The organism is Devosia submarina (assembly GCF_003056345.1).
Classification (GTDB): Bacteria; Pseudomonadota; Alphaproteobacteria; order Rhizobiales; family Devosiaceae; genus Devosia; species Devosia submarina.
On the sequence record NZ_PYWB01000009.1, the window covers coordinates 143,000 to 158,937 of the forward strand.

The 15,938-nt window shown below is 60.0% G+C and carries 17 protein-coding genes; 4 read left to right on the forward strand and 13 right to left on the reverse strand.

Annotated features, from left to right (window positions below):
• Positions 1 to 4 precede the first annotated feature (4 nt).
• From DDE77_RS14700 to DDE77_RS14710, 3 genes are all read right to left on the reverse strand, one after another.
• Positions 5 to 1,045 carry an AAA family ATPase gene (locus DDE77_RS14700; protein WP_157959847.1) on the reverse strand — a complete coding sequence of 347 codons (1,041 nt, stop codon included), beginning with the start codon at positions 1,043 to 1,045 and terminating at the stop codon, positions 5 to 7.
• A 63-nt stretch (positions 1,046 to 1,108) separates the two neighbouring features.
• Positions 1,109 to 3,313, reverse strand: a complete 2,205-nt coding sequence (locus DDE77_RS14705) for a Mu transposase C-terminal domain-containing protein (protein WP_157959848.1) — start codon at positions 3,311 to 3,313, stop codon at positions 1,109 to 1,111.
• Entirely contained in the window at positions 3,300 to 4,139 is an 840-nt protein-coding gene (locus tag DDE77_RS14710) for a hypothetical protein (RefSeq protein WP_157959849.1), read from the reverse strand. Before DDE77_RS14710 ends, DDE77_RS14705 begins: the two co-directional genes overlap by 14 nt.
• 800 nt (positions 4,140 to 4,939) lie before the next feature.
• Between DDE77_RS14710 and DDE77_RS19530 the strand changes: the two genes are divergently transcribed.
• Together DDE77_RS19530 and DDE77_RS14720 are read left to right on the forward strand one after the other, a co-directional pair.
• Positions 4,940 to 5,569: a hypothetical protein gene (locus DDE77_RS19530; RefSeq protein WP_157959850.1), complete on the forward strand. Its 630-nt coding sequence runs from the start codon at positions 4,940 to 4,942 to the stop codon at positions 5,567 to 5,569.
• A 60-nt stretch (positions 5,570 to 5,629) separates the two neighbouring features.
• Positions 5,630 to 6,403: a hypothetical protein gene (locus DDE77_RS14720; RefSeq protein WP_157959851.1), complete on the forward strand. Its 774-nt coding sequence runs from the start codon at positions 5,630 to 5,632 to the stop codon at positions 6,401 to 6,403.
• A 315-nt stretch (positions 6,404 to 6,718) separates the two neighbouring features.
• Here DDE77_RS14720 and DDE77_RS19535 read toward each other — a convergent pair whose 3' ends face one another.
• The 4 genes from DDE77_RS19535 to DDE77_RS14740 form a co-directional block, all read right to left on the reverse strand.
• Entirely contained in the window at positions 6,719 to 6,949 is a 231-nt protein-coding gene (locus DDE77_RS19535; protein ID WP_157959852.1) for a hypothetical protein, read from the reverse strand.
• Positions 6,942 to 8,861 carry an AAA family ATPase gene (locus tag DDE77_RS14725; RefSeq protein ID WP_108398233.1) on the reverse strand — a complete coding sequence of 640 codons (1,920 nt, stop codon included), beginning with the start codon at positions 8,859 to 8,861 and terminating at the stop codon, positions 6,942 to 6,944. Before DDE77_RS14725 ends, DDE77_RS19535 begins: the two co-directional genes overlap by 8 nt.
• A gap of 433 nt (positions 8,862 to 9,294) precedes the next feature.
• A complete protein-coding gene (locus tag DDE77_RS14735) occupies positions 9,295 to 9,897 on the reverse strand; it encodes a hypothetical protein (RefSeq protein WP_108398235.1) in 603 nt (200 codons plus the stop codon).
• Between the two features lie 137 nt (positions 9,898 to 10,034).
• Positions 10,035 to 10,547, reverse strand: a complete 513-nt coding sequence (locus DDE77_RS14740) for a hypothetical protein (protein WP_108398236.1) — start codon at positions 10,545 to 10,547, stop codon at positions 10,035 to 10,037.
• Between the two features lie 241 nt (positions 10,548 to 10,788).
• Between DDE77_RS14740 and DDE77_RS14745 the strand changes: the two genes are divergently transcribed.
• The gene (locus DDE77_RS14745; protein WP_108398237.1) at positions 10,789 to 11,019 is read left to right on the forward strand and encodes a helix-turn-helix transcriptional regulator; all 231 of its coding nucleotides are present in this window, start codon (positions 10,789 to 10,791) and stop codon (positions 11,017 to 11,019) included.
• A 74-nt stretch (positions 11,020 to 11,093) separates the two neighbouring features.
• On the opposite strand, the gene DDE77_RS14750 is transcribed toward DDE77_RS14745, so the two are convergent.
• The 3 genes from DDE77_RS14750 to DDE77_RS14755 form a co-directional block, all read right to left on the reverse strand.
• Positions 11,094 to 11,876 (reverse strand): L,D-transpeptidase family protein, encoded by a 783-nt coding sequence (locus tag DDE77_RS14750; protein ID WP_245895281.1) that lies wholly within the window; start codon positions 11,874 to 11,876, stop codon positions 11,094 to 11,096.
• Positions 11,877 to 11,943: 67 nt separating this feature from the next.
• On the reverse strand, positions 11,944 to 12,084 hold the full coding sequence (locus DDE77_RS19540; RefSeq protein ID WP_157959853.1) for a hypothetical protein: 141 nt from the start codon (positions 12,082 to 12,084) through the stop codon (positions 11,944 to 11,946).
• Between the two features lie 211 nt (positions 12,085 to 12,295).
• A complete protein-coding gene (locus tag DDE77_RS14755) occupies positions 12,296 to 13,207 on the reverse strand; it encodes a cation diffusion facilitator family transporter (protein ID WP_108398238.1) in 912 nt (303 codons plus the stop codon).
• Between the two features lie 120 nt (positions 13,208 to 13,327).
• Here DDE77_RS14755 and DDE77_RS14760 point away from each other — a divergent pair, with 120 nt between their 5' ends.
• A complete protein-coding gene (locus tag DDE77_RS14760; RefSeq protein WP_108398239.1) occupies positions 13,328 to 13,774 on the forward strand; it encodes a copper chaperone PCu(A)C in 447 nt (148 codons plus the stop codon).
• Here the strand turns inward: DDE77_RS14760 and DDE77_RS14765 are convergent.
• The 3 genes from DDE77_RS14765 to DDE77_RS14775 are packed head-to-tail and all read right to left on the reverse strand — an operon-like array spanning position 13,771 to position 15,856.
• The gene (locus DDE77_RS14765; protein ID WP_245895283.1) at positions 13,771 to 14,781 is read right to left on the reverse strand and encodes a flavin-containing monooxygenase; all 1,011 of its coding nucleotides are present in this window, start codon (positions 14,779 to 14,781) and stop codon (positions 13,771 to 13,773) included. The genes DDE77_RS14760 and DDE77_RS14765 overlap by 4 nt on opposite strands.
• A complete protein-coding gene (locus DDE77_RS14770; protein ID WP_108398240.1) occupies positions 14,778 to 15,437 on the reverse strand; it encodes a DsbA family protein in 660 nt (219 codons plus the stop codon). Before DDE77_RS14770 ends, DDE77_RS14765 begins: the two co-directional genes overlap by 4 nt.
• The gene (locus DDE77_RS14775; RefSeq protein WP_108398241.1) at positions 15,434 to 15,856 is read right to left on the reverse strand and encodes a disulfide bond formation protein B; all 423 of its coding nucleotides are present in this window, start codon (positions 15,854 to 15,856) and stop codon (positions 15,434 to 15,436) included. The genes DDE77_RS14770 and DDE77_RS14775 overlap by 4 nt, the downstream gene beginning before the upstream one ends.
• Positions 15,857 to 15,938: the final 82 nt, after the last annotated feature.

Below are 15,938 nucleotides of genomic sequence, written 5' to 3' on the forward strand. Positions count from 1 at the left end.
TTTCCTATTTCTTCTTCTTGGCAGAAGGGGCAGGCGGAGCAGGACGCCGTTCGCCAGCGGACTGTGCCATGATCAAGGTGGGGTCGATCTCGCGCCATTGGTCGACCGCGAACGGATTTGCCTCATCGCGGCAGTTCATCTTGACCGCATAAGCTGCCTTGAAATCATCGATGGCGACCGTCTTGTCATCGCGCGCCGCGGCACGAGCGAAAGCGATCTTGATCAGAAGAAGAACCAGTCCCAGAGAGTAATTGGCCGCATGGATGAGACGCTTCTCGATCTCCAGGGCGGTATCCACCTGTACGGAAACCCCGACGAGCCCGCTGTAGATCGTAAAGATCGCGGTCACGTCCCCCGAGTTCGCAAGGGTCATGGCGGTCAGCGACTCGAAGTCGAACCGGTTCCGCAGAGCCTGTCGCTCGAGACTGTCATGATTGATGCTGGCCACGATGGAAGGAAGCCCGCTGACCACTACCGGGATGGGCCATTGTGCACTGTCAAGGATGCCGCTGAGCGTATTCCAGACAGCATTCTCCTCCTCCTGGCGGGATCGACCCGGAGACGTAGCCGGATACAGGGCCCACTGAAACTCGTCGAGCCACAGGGCGGTGTAGCGACGGGTTGCCAAAGCGGGCATGAGACGAGACAGGGCCGCCCCAGGCGGCATGTCCCGTCCATCGGGGTAGCCGGTGGCCCGCAGCAGGCTGTTGAGAAAGGTTGACATGCTCGCATAGCTCGGGCAGCGGAAGCGAAGTACCTTCGGTTCGAGATGCGATCCGTCAGGCAGAACGATCGGGGGGAGGCTTTTCAGCGCTTCCCTGATCGAGCGCGACTTCCCGTAGAAGCTCGGGGCGGTGAAGGCCAGCGCACGGCACTCCAGGCGATTGCCGGGATCGAACGGAAGGTCGGGATCGTTCCGGAGGGCCACGGTATCGTGCAGTTCCTTCACGCGAGACTTTACCTTGGCAACGTCGGGTGTGGGCAGGACATAGGCGCTGAGGATCTCCACGACGGGCTTCAGCATGGGATGGGTTTCGTCGAGCAATTGGACAGTCATGAGCATACTCCATTGAGTTCTTGGCGCAGCCGACCTCGGCTGCGCAGGGGGTCAGTCGTCGAGCAGATTCCACAGGCCCTTGGGGGCCGCTTTGCCAGAACTGGAAGAGGTCTGGGGCGCTGGCGGCTCATAGGATTTCGACACGGCAGGGCGTTCACCCGATGGGACAAAGGCACGCCCCATGGTGCCGGCACCGATCGAGGGCACGTTGCGGTGCGCACCAGGATCGTTGTCGTAGACGACGTGCAGCTTCAGGGAGGCAACGAGAGGACCCAGGTTCTTGCCGGTGACCTGCAGATCCCGGAGATGAGCTTCCGCGATTGCCGCCTCGCTGGCAGATTCCATATCTCGCATGGCACGCGCCACCGTAGGCCAATCAAGCGCTTCTTCGGCCAAGTAGCGGCGCTCGAGTTCGCGATTGACGGAGATCCATTCGTGCAGCCCGCAGCCATCGAGTTCGGGAGGTCCGCCCACGGTGACCCATGTCTTGTCCAGCAGGACGCTGATCTGCCCGATGTCCAGGGGATCGATGCGTACCTTCACGGTCTGTGGACCGTGTTGTTGAAGGAAGGCTTCCAGCCGGCGACTGCGATAGTACATGACATTGGCATGCCTAATGCCCCAGCGCCCGAGTTCCCGTTCGACTTCGATCCCGAAGGACTTGCGCAGGAGTTCCTTGGTCGGCGCCGGCTTCAGGCCTGTCTCGTCGGCGAGGCGCTTGAACTTTCGGTAGGGCGACTGCGATCCTACGGCTGCTGGCCGGCTGAGATGGTAGATATCCACGATCCAGCGGATAAGGCTGTTGCAGACTGCATCCACGGCCATGGTCGCCCTGGCCTGAGGATTGTAGTCTCCCTTGTCCAACACGTTGGACCCTGTCCTGCCTGTGAAATCGGGCAGGAACATCTTGTCCATGGTGCCGAAAAGGCGCTCGATCTTGCCGCGGAGGCGAGGGTGGTCGCCTGCGGACTTGCGGACGTGTCCCGCGATGGACGCGGCTGGCATCCAGAAGTCTTTTGTGGTGAACACAGGACCTCCATCGGTTTCGACGCAATCGAAACTGAAGGGCTCAAGCCAGTCCTGCTGACAGCCCAGGAGCCGGGCAATGCCGCTCCTGTCCATCAACGCCATGCGGAACGCCCCCAGCACGGCGTCCGTCTTCTCCGAGATGGAGAACGAGATGCCGGGGATGCAACCGGTGGCGCTGTCTTGGAGAACCGCGACCCACACCCGCAATGGCTTGATGATATCCTTCTCTTCGGGGCCCAGAAGGCTCCAGCGACCGCACTCCTTGTAGATGGACATCAGGTGCATCTGCCAGCAGTCCATCATGACGTGCTCGCCGACCCGGGTGTACTTGGGACCTTCGCCGACCATAGCCAACTTCTGGCGAGCCGCGGCAATGTTCTCGCGGCCGACCAGGGCTTCGACCTCGGGCATGGTATCGCGCACGACCCTGATGACCGTTTGGAGGCAGGGAAGCTTCAGCGGAACCTGACGGCCTGCGTTCAGAACATCGAGCTTGCCGCGCAGCTTACGGCGAAGCCCAGAATAGGAAGGCTTCATTTCTGTCTTGTAGCCTTCGCCGATCTCCTTGAGCGCGTTCCGGATCTCGGGGTCGATCCGGGGGCCACCTTCGGTGCAATTCTCCCAGCCCGGTACCAGGACCATCACGTCCCAGTTGTTGGCCTCGAGCTTGCGCAAGGCATCCCGAAGAGCGGTCGCACCGGGTGCATCGATGGTGGTCCAGCGACGGTTCTTGCGCTTCTTCGTACGCTTGGCAGCCTCAGCGGAACTGACGGCTTGGCCATCCGTGGACAAGCTTGCCAGGATCGGGCGAAGCTCAACCAGCATGGCTGGATATTCCTTCTCGATCCACAGCGTCAGCGCATTGTGCGAGAGCGAGGGGCTGCCGGTCTTGTCACGGCTTTGCTTGAGCTTTTCGGCCCACCGAAGGTCGCACAGAACCTGCACCTGGATTTGGTTGCGGTATTCGCCCAACACCCGGAAGCGCGACTTGCGACCGGCAATGCTGCCGCTCGGAGTGAAATAACCTTCCTCGACAAGCAGCTTGCCATCGCGGACACCATGGTCCATCTCGGTGCGGGACATGGTACGTTCGTCGGCGTCACCGTCCAAGGTAACGAGCACGAATTCAGACTCGTCGCGGACGAGCACCTTGTAGATGCAGGATCCGTCGATTACGGCGGCCAACGGGCCGGGTTCGATGCGTGGGGTTGTGTTACGCAGCTTCACGAGCTTGCCTTTCATTGCTGGAGCGCACGAAGCAGGCGCTGTCGATGCGAGCGGGTTCGACGAGTTCAAGAAATCCGTCCGCGATCAGGCGGACGCAGGGACGGAAGGCTTTGCGACCTCCACCATGCATGGCAGCAAGGTCGCGCATCTGGATCGAACCGCCCAAGCCGTTCGCCGTGTGGAGGACTGCGTCGTGAAGATGGGTCCACGGATCACGCTGTACCGAAATCAGGAGGACCGCATTGGCGACCAACCAGGCCGGAAGGTCTTCTTCCGTGACCAGGGCCAGCATGTCCGCGAAATCGACCGGCAACGAGTCCGCCAAGCATTGGAGCAGGGTCTGGGCTTCGGAAGTGGTCGTGCGGTCCTTGGGCTTGGCGAACACCGCTACCCTCGTGCCCGACTCGATGGTCGTATGGAAATCGAAGGTGTGGCTGAAGGGCTTGCCATCGGGTCCCACGACCTGGATCGCCGATGGTTGATCCTGGATGTGGATCACCGTGCGGTCCGCCATGGCTGTGAGAAGGAACCGGGACTCGATTGTGCTTTCCGCCACGAATGTCTTGGTCGTGAGCAGGTCGCAAACGATGCTGGTGCTCGCCTTGGTCGAGACGTGCTGGGCGCGAGGGTTGCCGGCCTCGTCGAAAGGAGAGAGGCGGGACGCCCCGGAGGGCACCAACTCTTCGACGATGAGATCGCAGCGGTCCGGCTGGCCGACAGGCCATTGCGTATCGTTGGCAGGCACGGGCGATACCATCTGCATGCCAGTGGCCGGTGCACGGCCTACAGAAAAGGACCCAGAAAGAGTGGATGGAAGATCGAGCATGATTTTCTTTCCCGTCGTACTCGACAGGGACGCGACCTTGACTCCGATCCAGGAGGGCCGCATCCATGAGGGGCATGACGCTTGTATCGAGGGTGGCGACACCTCGTCGGTGAGCGCCTTGACTGGTGATCATCGGAATGGCTCGAGTGGTTGGGCCCGATGATCTGCTAAGTGGAGGGCTCGGGTCTGCCAGGACCCGGGCTCTCCCATTGCTTCAAGCTATGCTGACTGCTTGGGCACGGTGCGGACTGCGTCGATCGCCTTGCGACGGTCACGACGCCTGGCGATCTGCAAGCGAAGGCGGGGACGCCGTACCGGCCCATGCGACTTGATGCGCAGGAAGCCGCGGTCACGAGCATGAGAATGCCGGCCCGGCGCAACCGGGACGAGTGGCACAAGGGGCCGAGGCCGCACCGACTTCTTGTAAAGAGAAATCAGGAACTGCTGGAGGTAGCGATCCCAGCAAGACCCCTCGAGATGGAGAGACCAATCGGCGAAACTGGATGAACTAAGGCTACGATGACCAAACGCCTTCATGCGTGCATGCGGGCGGATAGGTGCCCAAGTCCATCCCAAGTACATTTGCCAAGAACCCCATCCCATGCCCAGGACAAGGGCAAAAGCGGAGCAGTTCAAGACGGGCGGAGACTTCATGATCATTCCTTTCGGTGGCAAGCGAGGAGGAGGAGTTGCGCTGCCGATGGTCGTGACTATCCAGACGTTTGCCTTCGAAGCAACCGAAGAAAAACGAAAAATATGTGTTTATTCAAGGAGTTACCGTGTAGCGGGAATGCACCTCGGTGCCGGATCAGGTCCGGAGCGGCGCGCTTATCTGGCGCGTTTATACGGAGCGTGCCGGATCCGGTCCGGCAGGGGGAACAGGCACGAGAGATGCCTCCGGGCCGGTTCCGGATGCCACCGCCTGCCGAAACGATTGTCCCAAAATTAACGCTGAAAAAGGTTCCGTATGCGTTCTGGATTATTTCGTCGCGTCGATCGATGATCAGGGAATTCACCCCATCGAGGATAGCCGAATGCCCGCCAAGACCACTTACAAGCAGCTCGTGTTGAACGCCCGTGAAGCCGTACTTGCCGACCTGGAGCAGAACCCTGACGAGTGGCGCGATCCGGAACATTTCTTCCACCTGACCTACAACGAGGTGAAAGAGATGGTTGTCCCCGAGGACGCCGATTTCGAGTGGGCCGTCCCGATCCTTCGCGAGAAGCCCGAGCTTCTTGAGCGCGAGAACGCGCAGTCCTTCGATGCAGCGATCTACGTGATCTGTGCGGCCATAGAGGAGCAAGTCGTTGCCGACGTAACAGAGATGTTCCAGGCCACCGCCGACCGCCTCATGGATCCCGACTTCGACAACGACATCGATCGGGTGGATGGCGTGGTCATTCCCAGGGCAAGCAAGTTCGGACGGTGAACTCGATTCACCGCCGGTCAAGAATTAGATGGGATGGTCCTCGCAATAGGGGGACAATCCATGACCAAGAAGAAGATCCAGGCAAATACCACAGAACCGAGACTGAATGATCTGCTCGTCCTGCACCGCTACGCGCGTGCCAGGCCGATGGGTCAAAAGCTTGCGGGCACCGAATTCGTCAAGCAGCACGCTTCGGAACTGACAGCTGACCGGTTCGCTGAAACGGTTAAGCGGCTCGAAAAGGACTTCGACGAATACCTCTTCGTCAAGCGACCGAAGAGCAAACAAGAAACCAGAATGGAGTACCATCATCCGGAGCAGTTCCAAGTCCACCTGCACGGCCCTCGTAGGCCAAGGCCGAACGGGGCCCCGCATCCTGACATGACCCCTGTAGACGTTGGCGGTCAGATGACGCTCGCCGGAGAGCTCCTGGGAGAACTCGCTTCGCTGGTGGCGGGCTATGTCAGTGTTGCGTCGCGAGCCGTTGCACCAACGCCAGGTGGTAAGCGCCCATCCGATGAGGACCTGTATGCTGTGCTAGGTTTTCTGCGCCGAGAACGCAGGCAACTACACCGCATGGTGACTGTTTCCCGCGATGACACATCTTCTGTTTACGATCTGGGACTGTATCTCAACGAAGAAGTATTCGAGCCTGAAGCCAGCGACACACAGGACATGGTAACGTTGGCGATCCCGCCATGCCATCCTTCCGAGGAATACGAAGAAGAGCCAAAAATCACGCACCGGCCGGCGCCGAAAACCTCGACAGTCGTACCATTGAGCGCAGCTTTCAGGCGCTTCAGCCGGGGGGTGGCCAAGAAGGACGCGGTGTAGTTGATCGTAGGCGCCGGGCATGATCTCTAGGCGGGATTGTCATTGCCACATCCTGGGTCCGTCGGTCTTGCGGCGAAGTTAGGCAGGACACTTCTTGTGTGGTGGCAACACCGGAACAAGCTTACGCAGGGGTATAGAACCTCAGTGATCATGGTGACGGTTCAGGGGGGATGAACTGCGGCGCCAGGCTATGAAGCCGGAAAGAGAGCGCAGCCACCGGTTGCCGCCGGCAGTTAGCCAGTGATGTCCGACCACATTGCACAGTTCCAACGTGGTCGGCACTACGTGACTTCATAGCGGCACACTGACGCCCTCTCATGAAGGTCGATCGGTCTCGGCCCCATGTTCAAGGCGGCGGGATCCGAGAGGGATGACGTTTACTCCATAAGGTTCCGGCAGGCCTGCCCGCCTCTCGGCTTCCCGGATGGCGGATCGGGCAATAGCCGTGAGGGCGCCATGAACGGCGTCCTCATAGCATTTGTCACCCAGTTGGACGCGTACCTGAACCAGGCGGGCAAGCACCCGGATCAGCAATGTGTCATCCATTCGCGGTCTCCTTCCCACCGAGAGCGGTCGAGCTCTCGCCCATGATGTGCAGGAAGCGCTCGGTCCCGACGTGCCGCTGTTTCACCAGGTCCGTTGCCAGCGCCTCCACCCGGACCCTGTTCTCGCGCACGAGCGCCACAGCGCGGGCGTACAAGCGGCGAAGGTCCTTCTCCACCTCCATGCGAACGTCCGGGTTGGTTGCCAACACCATCGGCACCTCTTCAAGATTGGCCTGGTAGACCAAGTGGCTGCCCAGACCGGTGCCCAAGTGCAAGAGACCAATGGACCTTGTCGCAACAGCCAGGTCGCTTTGCGGCCCACCGCCCGAGCCGGTTCCAGCTTCGCCCAGAATGACCTCTTCCGCGGCCCGCCCGGACAGTAGTTGAACGACCATCCGCTCCATCTCCCGACGTGTCGGTGCCTTTCCGTCGTGCTCCACCATGGTGTAGCCACCGAAGGTACTACCTTGGACAATGGACACTGCATTCACTCGGCCCAGCCCGCTTGCATACGCGGCCACGGCATGCCCCGACTCGTGAACCGCGATGCGCCAGACCAATTCAGGCGTGCGAACATCAGGCGGGGCGATTACCTCAAGGAGATCAGCCATCGACATGGATCTCTTTGCAATGCGTGCACGTCGCCTTGCAGCCCTCACCCACTCGACCACAACCGCTCCTGTACTACCTGCTGCAAGTCGGGCGGCCTCGCGAAGATCTACGTTAGCTAGATCCTTCCCCAGATGCTGGCGTAGGATACCGGCAAGGGCCTCCTCGTCCGGAGGGCCAACCTCTAGGATTCTGGAGAAACGGCCAGCCCTGGTCAGGGCGCGATCGAGGCGTTCAGGATGGTTCGTAGCGCCTACTACCACGAGTTTGTCGGTCTTGCCGGAAACTGCTCCATCTAAGGTTGTCAACAAATGTGTGATGACGGGTAACCACCAGTCTGCTCCGCGTGGGGAAATAGTCGCCCTGGACGGCACAGCATCCAGCTCATCCAGGAAAACAATCGCTGGTGCAACGGCCTTGGCAGCAGAGAATGTCTCGTCGATTTTCTTGATGATACTGTCGAGGTACCCTGGACTACTTGCAAACCACTCACCTACAGAGGTCGCGACAAGAGGAAGTCCCGTGCTCTTCGACAAGCTACGAAGTAGTGCTGTCTTGCCAACCCCTGGGGGACCCGCGATTATGCAGGAAGCACTGCTGATTTCGCCGAAGGAGATCTCGCCCCGGCGCCATGCCTCCAGGTCATCGACAAGTTCAAGCGCCCAGGTCTTTGCTGGACCCATGCCATGAAGACTTTGAATCGGCGGGACGTCCTCGCTCGATGTAACGGCAGACACCTTGCTATCCGCAGCGCGGCGAAGTCGATCGACGCATTCTGCCGCAGTGGCATTGCGACGAATGCACGAGACAATTTCGTCGAACGTCAGACCGCGTCCGAGCGTTGGCGGCACCTCCACCGGAAGGTTTCCCGTGACTGCTTTGATGGCTTTGCTGATCGCCTGCGGGGGAATCGGCGGGAGAACGATCGTCTTGTCGGCAGCAGTCAGCATGGCGGAAGGCAACAGCTCCGCCGGCTGCTGCGAAACGCCGAACACACGCCCACCACCGGCGAGCGCCTCGACCATCCGTTCGGAGGTGTCGTCATCGGAACGGGAACGCTTCATGGAGCTCTTGTTGACATAGTAGTCCCAGTCGCCCAGCCGCTTGATGGCCTTGTAGATGGGTGTGACCCAGTCAACCGAAGGGGCTTGAACGACGAGGCAAAACCCGTTGCGTGTCGAGATTTCCTGGATGCCCTTGGCCCCCACCACGCTTTCGAGCAACGCCAGGGGCAGGCACTTCACAGCGTCGTCTGAAGGTTCGAGATCATCGTCGAAGTAGTCGTCTGGTTCGTTGTCTGCCATGTTTGGCTCCTATCCTGAGCTGCAGGCGACCAATTCAATAGATGGTCGTGCCTGCCTGGTCGTGTTGGAGAGTGGGTCGGCGGAACGTGGGGCGGATGCTTAGTCGACCAAGCCATGCAGGGTTGCCGGACCGAGTTCGTAGAAGCGGGATAGGGTCCTGACCCAGCGACGTCCCGGATCGATCGCGTAGATCTCCGAAGTGACTCCTGTCCTTCCTTCCGCGATGAGCGGGTGGTTGAACATGTAACCGGTGAGGCAGGGTCGGGGACGCTGCTCAAATGACCAGCCACGAAGGAGCGGCGCTTCCCGGAGCAGGGCTGGGGCAGGATGTTGTCCCAACCCCAACTTGCGCAAGTCAGTCGCCAGCCGTTCCAATATGGCGGCAGTCTGTTCTGGGTCGCAGCCCAGGAAATCGATGTTCTTTGGCATGAGCTCAACGAACCTGCTTGAAGCGAACCGTGGTTGCCGGAGCGATGGCCGCGTTGAGATCGATGTCGATCGCCCCGATCACCCCAAGGTGGAGAACAGCCCCGACCGGATCAGGATGGCGGAGCAAGCCGGCGAGTTGCGCAAGGGTGCCGCCGCCGTTCTTGAGCAGGTAGGAGATCACGGTCATTCGATCGGTCCCGCTGACCTCGTACTCCGGCCCGAAGGTGACGCGGCTATTGTCCAACCGCTGCGGCCTGCCAACAAGCGCTTCAGGAGCCAGGAGGACTTCATGCCCCGACGCCTTTGCGGCGGCCTTGACCTCGTTGAAAAGGGTCATGGATGCGGGATTGTTCCAGTGAACCTGCGGCACGCAGACCAGGCAGATGCGGCGGCTCTTGAGCATGATATCGAACTGGCAGAAGTCGTGCTCGTCCAATTCCTGCCGGCGCGCCAGTTCCGTTACGAGCTGGTTGGTACCGAGCACGACAAGGCCGCGATGGCTACGCAGCATGGCCTCGAGACTGTGACGAAGGCGATCGGCTTTCTTGCGGCGAGCGCTACGGATATTGTCGTCCGTTGCTTGTTGGAGTGGCTGGTTTATGGACATGACTTCTCCTCTCGTGCGTGAGCACGTGTTCAGATCGAAGTGCCTGGAGGCGGTGGTTAGTTGAAGCCGGACGTGTGCAACCACCCACGTCTCACGAGAGAGACGCAGCTTGAACATGCCCGGCGAGTGTCAGGGTACTAGTGCGTCGGGCAGGAAGCCCCACACATCATCAAGTGAGCGAAGCATCCAGCAGGATCGTGGCGCCGTCCGGGTGGACAGGCTAGATCGTGGATGATGCTGGCTTCGTCTACGAGCATAAGCAACAGGCCGGATCCGCCACCGAGGTCCAAGCCGGCGGGACGCAGGCCAGACTGCGGCAACAAGATGCAGCGTCGCCCTAGAGCGTGCATGCGGTTTCTGGCCCGTTCGAGCCTTGCCATGGCGATCGGCTTGTTCCAGAGCCTGTCAGGAATGCCCACCACGGTGACGGCGGTGTTGTTGCACAGGACCTGGAACGGTGCGGTCGTGGGAGGCTCACCTCCGAGATCATTCAGGACAGCACGGAACAAAAGGTCTTCGCCAACCAACGTCACCTGCTCTTGACCTTGCATCATCTGCTTCAGGTCGTGCTGGATGCGGGAACGTTGGCTCTTCTTACGCCGGCGAGGCTTCTTATTGGACGAGTGACCCGCATCTTGTTTGAACAGCATGAATTCTCCTCCTTGTCCTTGCGGACAAGCCCATCGGTCTTCCAGTTTTGGGATCGTCGTCCGTATGGACGCGGAGGGAAGGACTGTTATTGCGGCTGCCACTTAAGAGAGGCGCTCACTGCTTCCGTATGTATAGTCACTATAGGAGCATGCAAAGAAAGTCAAGCCTTCTTTCTCAAAATGTGCAACGGCGAATTTTTCGGTTAAGCTATGGTTACCGATCCGATTCGGAGCATTTGCATTGACCGATCATCTTCCCAGTGCTGCCCAGGTGCGAGCAGCGCGAGCCTTGTTGGCCTGGTCCCAAGAGGACCTGGCCAAGGCGAGCGGAACTAGCCGCCGTACGCTAGCCACACTCGAGGGTGGAGGCATCGTAAGCAGCGAAACCATGGAAGCCGTGCGTTCCGCCCTGGAAGCCGGCGGCATAGTTTTCACAGGAAATGGCGGCACGGAGGGTCTCAAGAGGAGATAGCCTCTCGGACTTGTTTGGCCGGATGCTGCGAAAGGCTGGTACCTCGAAGGAGCTGCGACGGATGGAGCCTGGTCTCAGATGGCGGCCATGGTCGAGTAAGACTGCACAGGACAGACGCCGTTAGGATCTAAGGGCGGGGCGCCGGGCGTGTTGCGGTTGAAGACATATCTCCGCTCGCATACATCAACGGCAGGCGGTTGCCCTGTCGCGTCGAAGATATCGGTGCCTTCCTTGAGATTACGCCAAAATGGAGCGTGAGGGCTGAATGCCTTGGCGCTTAGGTTGGCTTCGGTCATGCGGAACGGCAGCAGCTGCAGATGAACGGAGCGATTGCCGCCGCGAAATGACTCGCGAACCATGGCGTAGATTTCCTTGATCCCCGCATCCGTTATGGCGAAGCACCCCACCGACTTGCAGTCTCCATGCACCATCAAGTTGGTGCCGGTGCGGCCCCAGGCCTGATCGAACTTGTTCGGAAAGCCAACATTGAAGCTCAGCCAATACGCCGACTTCGGGTTCATCAATCCGGGGGTAACTTCGTAGAAGCCTTCCGGTGACTGGTAATCGCCTTCCTTGATCTTGGGTCCAAGAGCGCCCGACCACTTGCAGATCGAATAGCTCTTGAGCAGGGCATACCGTCCGGTGTTCGTCCGTTTCCAGACTTCCAGCTCGGACGACTCCTTGAACACGCGGATTGCCATGGCCTCGGTGGGGGAGGATCCGATTTCGGTCATGCGATCCAGTAGGGCCTTGGGCACAGGCACGTTGTGGCGATTGTCACCCACGAACTGGCTGCAGCCACCAATGAAGAAAACAACTGCGATCAGTGTGACGGCACGTAGAATGTGGATGAGCATCGGTAAGTCCGTTTGAGCGTCCGTCATCCTAGCGCGTCATGGTTACCGTATGGTTCTGTGCCGGAGCTCAGCGCGAATGCCAGTGTGGAAAAAGCAGATGATAAATGTGCCAGCCCAGGAGGGCCAATATCGCCAGAACAGACAGGGCAACCAGGAACTGGAACATGGATTCCGTAAAGAGCATCCTTGGACGGGCGCGCTCGTCCATTTCATTTACCTCCCCACTGAAATGCTAACACGGTAAGTTCCAGGGCAAAATGGACCAAGGGCCTACGTCCGTGCACCGCAGAATGCACCGAAGTCATTGCACGGCAACTACCTGAAGGCGCCGGTACGCCCCAAGGCACGATAGCGGGGCAACTCTGAGGGGCGCCATTCAGCTTCACCGCCTTCGTCGCCACGCGCGCCACGCTCCGATGCTAGGTCGTGTCCTGACCCTTTTTGTGTTCCACCCGGTCCGCATGTTCGATTTCAATCGTTGCATGCTCAACCTGGAAATGGTCGTGCAAACTTTCTTTCAGCGCTTCCTTCATGTCGGTCGCCGCCGCCAGATCGTTCCTGTCGGTGGCCAGGTGCACTTCCATGGCGGTGCGGCCTTCGCTGATCTCCCAAACATGAAGGTGATGGACGTCAACCACACCATCGGTGGCGCGAAGATGGGCGAGCAAACCATCATGATCGAAGCCCTTGGGTGCACTGTCCATCAGTACCGAAATTGACGCCCGGATCTCGCTGCTGCCGTGAATGAGAACGTAAATGGCGATGAGCGCCGTGACTGCCGGATCGACCCACGTAGCGGATGGACCCCAGACCATGATGGCAAGGCCGCTGGCGATCACCGCCACGGTGCCGAGTGCATCGGCGATCATGTGCAGGAACGTACTGCGGACGTTCAGGCTGCCGAGATCCTTGCGAAGAACCCAAGCTGCTGCAACGTCTTCAATGAACGCTATGGCACCGACGATCAGCACCGTTGTCGGCACCACTTCCGCAGGTTGAAGGAAGCGGGAGCCTGCCTCCCACAGCAGGTAAAGTCCGATCATGATCAGCGTAGTGAGATTGATCAGCGCCCCTACGGTTTCCGCCCGGGCATAGCCAAAGGTGCGCCGTTGCGTTGCCGCCCTCTGCGAGATGCGCCAAGCAATATAGGAGACCAGGATCGAACCGGCGTCGGACAAATTGTGGGCGGCATCCGCGATCAATGCCAGGGAGCCTGACATCACACCGCCTATCACCTCGGCAACGGTAATGCCCAAGTTCAGCACCAGTGCAATCAGCAGCCTGTTGCCCCGACCCGGGCTCCGGTCGTTAGTTCCGTGCGAATGGCCCATCGATACCTCCTTGGTGAAGAGACGAGGAGCCTAACTCCTGCAGCCGCTAGAGGAGCAAGCATGTTTTGACCGGATCGATGAAGCCTTGCCAGCACGAGATCCGAGTGTGACATTGCCCCTATGAAGACTATTTCAGCTACGCTTCTTTCGTTGGCCGTCATGATTGTAGGCGCGGGTGCATCCGAGCTGCCAGTCGTCATCCAAGATGGCGTTGTGCTCGAAGAGGCCTGGGCGACAAGCGATGGACAGGGCGGATTGGAGGTCTTTCTTGTCATCAACAACCGGACCCTGACCGAAGTTGGCTCGTTGAAGGTTGACGTCTTGGGCGCATCTGAAACAGAGCTGCGTTCTGCGTCAGGAGCGGAGATCGCCCCGGTAATACCCGCACGTGCCGAGCTCTACATGCAGCCAGGCGGCGTATATATCCTAGCCACAACAGCCGTGGAACCTGGCGCAACAGTCCCGGTCAGTGTCTCTGTCGCCGGGACTGCTCCGACATTGATCGATGCCAGGGTACTGTCTCCAGGAGAAGACGTTCCCGATCACCACGATTACGATCACGGCTAGCCGGCGGCTTCCAGAGCCGCTTTGACAACCATCTCGGAGTCGCGACCGGCACCCACAATAAGACCTGAGGCTCGGTTGCGCTGCCATGGGCGACCCAAGAAGAAAATCCCGGTTTTGCTGCGATCAACATCGATCCAGTCATCATGATTCCAGTATCCGACCGCCCAGATGAGCGTGTTCACATCAGCCCTGCTTCCATTACCGAACCATGCGGTTCGGCCTTCCACACGATCGAGGCGGGGCCGCACTTCGACGCCGAGCTCGCGAAGGGCCGTCAAACTCCGTCCTCGATCGGGGAACGGGTCCGTGGCCTGCATGATCCTGCCCAACGGCGATGTCGCGGATGCAGACAGAAGGCCGAGGCGGTCCATCCAGGTCCAGGTGCTTCGCCCGAGTATTCGCTCGGGGAAAAGCCGACGGGGTTTACCCGTCGCGAGCACGACCTTGTGGGTCTTGACCAAGTCGATGGCGATGTCACGTCCCGAGGCGCCGTCGCCCACGATGAGCACCGGTCCGGGCCGAACGCTCATCGAGTTCCTGTAGTTGGAGACTGTCAGCTGAACCACGTCGGTACTGATGCCAGAAGCGAGCCCGGGAACAATAGGTTGCTGGAAGGCCCCCGTACAAACGATCACTGACCCCGCCTCTACCATCGGACCGTTGTCCAGCTCGGCAATAAAGTCTTTGGTGGTTTTACTTAACCGGATCACCTTGGTGCCGCTCATCACCGGCAAGCCATGCCTTGCAGCATAGGTTTGGAGATAATCTGCGAACTCGATGCGGGTGGCGTAACCATTCGGATCGCCTGGCAGAGGCGAGCCGGGCAGGGCGCTAAGGTGCCGGGGGGTGAAGAGTGTCAGGCTATGGTATCGCCGGCGCCAGCTGTCGCCAACCTTGTCAGAAGCATCGATGACCGCGTGCGAGGCGCCGGCCTGCTGCAGCCGCCATGAAGCCGCCAGGCCGGCCTGGCCGCCCCCGATCACCAGCACGTCGACCTTTTCGATCATCGAACGGCGGCGACCTCGTTGGCAACCAAGGTGGCAAGCGCCTGGGGATCCGTGCTGTCAGGAGCCTTGCCGTTGACGAAGAAGGTCGGGGTCTGCTGCACGCCCAATGTCTCGATGTCCGCCATGTCGGCATTGATGACACCGATCATGCCCGGACGCATCACGTCTTGCCGAGCCTGTGCGACATCAAGGCCCGCCTCCCCCGCTATTCCCCAGGCGAGATCGAGGTCAGGTGCACCGTGCACCGCCCATTCAGGCTGCCGTGCAAGGAGAGCCTCCAACACCGGGATGAACTTGTCCTGCAGCCGGGCCGCCTCAAGGAGTTTGACGGCCTGGTCGGATCCCTCGTGGAACGGCGCATAACGTAGCACCAGCTTCACCTGGCCGGGGTGTCGATCCATGATCTGCTTGACGATGGGGTAGAACGCCCTGCAGGCCTCGCAACTCGGGTCGAAGAATTCTGTGATGGTCACCGGCGCATCGGCAGCACCGATGACCGGGGAGTGGGGGCGCACATAACCCGCTTCTTCGATCGTGGCGAACACGGGCGCTGCACTGGATGACTGCAACTGAGGCTGTTGATAAAGCCATGTAGCGACGCCAAAGACCAAAATGGCCACTGCGGCGACGACATAAACGGCAGTGCGGGAGTTCATGGGGTATTCCTCTTGAGTGGCAGCAGGAGAACGGAGATAGCCGCGAAGCTAAGTGCCGACAGGTAGGGAATTGGGATGCCCGCGAAGAGCATGCCCTCTCCGGCACAGGAGGGGCCGGTCGCCTGACAGGGAACGATCGGCGCCGGAATGATCCCGGCGTAGAGCAGGGAGTGGTAGCCCGCGACGGCCAGCCCGATGACTGAAATCGGCAGTGCATATGTCCAAGCCGCAAGGTCACCGCGGAGAGCAGCTATCCCGAGTAGCAGGGCCAGGGGGAACATTGCGATCCGTTGATACCAGCACAGCACGCACGGCATCTGTCCCATGACCTCGCCGATGAACAGGGCGCCAAGCGTCGCGACCAACGCCAACGTCCATGCGAGGAGCAGTAGGGTAGGTGCGTTTCGGTTCTCTGACATGCGAAACTCCAATCACTGACTGCAGGCTAAAACCTCAAGCCACTGGAGGAGCAAGGACGATGTTGTCGCAGGTCGGGCACTC

What these genes read in the sequence shown, in the direction of transcription:
- DDE77_RS14710 (WP_157959849.1), bottom strand. Translation starts at nt 4,139, where the DNA reads ATGCTCGATCTTCCATCCACTCTTTCTGGGTCCTTTTCTGTAGGCCGT.
- DDE77_RS14765 (WP_245895283.1), bottom strand. Translation starts at nt 14,781, where the DNA reads ATGATCGAAAAGGTCGACGTGCTGGTGATCGGGGGCGGCCAGGCCGGC.
- DDE77_RS14755 (WP_108398238.1), bottom strand. Translation starts at nt 13,207, where the DNA reads ATGGGCCATTCGCACGGAACTAACGACCGGAGCCCGGGTCGGGGCAAC.
- DDE77_RS14720 (WP_157959851.1), top strand. Translation starts at nt 5,630, where the DNA reads ATGACCAAGAAGAAGATCCAGGCAAATACCACAGAACCGAGACTGAAT.
- DDE77_RS14760 (WP_108398239.1), top strand. Translation starts at nt 13,328, where the DNA reads ATGAAGACTATTTCAGCTACGCTTCTTTCGTTGGCCGTCATGATTGTA.
- DDE77_RS14740 (WP_108398236.1), bottom strand. Translation starts at nt 10,547, where the DNA reads ATGCTGTTCAAACAAGATGCGGGTCACTCGTCCAATAAGAAGCCTCGC.
- DDE77_RS19540 (WP_157959853.1), bottom strand. Translation starts at nt 12,084, where the DNA reads ATGGACGAGCGCGCCCGTCCAAGGATGCTCTTTACGGAATCCATGTTC.
- DDE77_RS14735 (WP_108398235.1), bottom strand. Translation starts at nt 9,897, where the DNA reads ATGTCCATAAACCAGCCACTCCAACAAGCAACGGACGACAATATCCGT.
- DDE77_RS14750 (WP_245895281.1), bottom strand. Translation starts at nt 11,876, where the DNA reads ATGCTCATCCACATTCTACGTGCCGTCACACTGATCGCAGTTGTTTTC.
- DDE77_RS14775 (WP_108398241.1), bottom strand. Translation starts at nt 15,856, where the DNA reads ATGTCAGAGAACCGAAACGCACCTACCCTACTGCTCCTCGCATGGACG.
- DDE77_RS19535 (WP_157959852.1), bottom strand. Translation starts at nt 6,949, where the DNA reads ATGGATGACACATTGCTGATCCGGGTGCTTGCCCGCCTGGTTCAGGTA.
- DDE77_RS14770 (WP_108398240.1), bottom strand. Translation starts at nt 15,437, where the DNA reads ATGAACTCCCGCACTGCCGTTTATGTCGTCGCCGCAGTGGCCATTTTG.
- DDE77_RS14725 (WP_108398233.1), bottom strand. Translation starts at nt 8,861, where the DNA reads ATGGCAGACAACGAACCAGACGACTACTTCGACGATGATCTCGAACCT.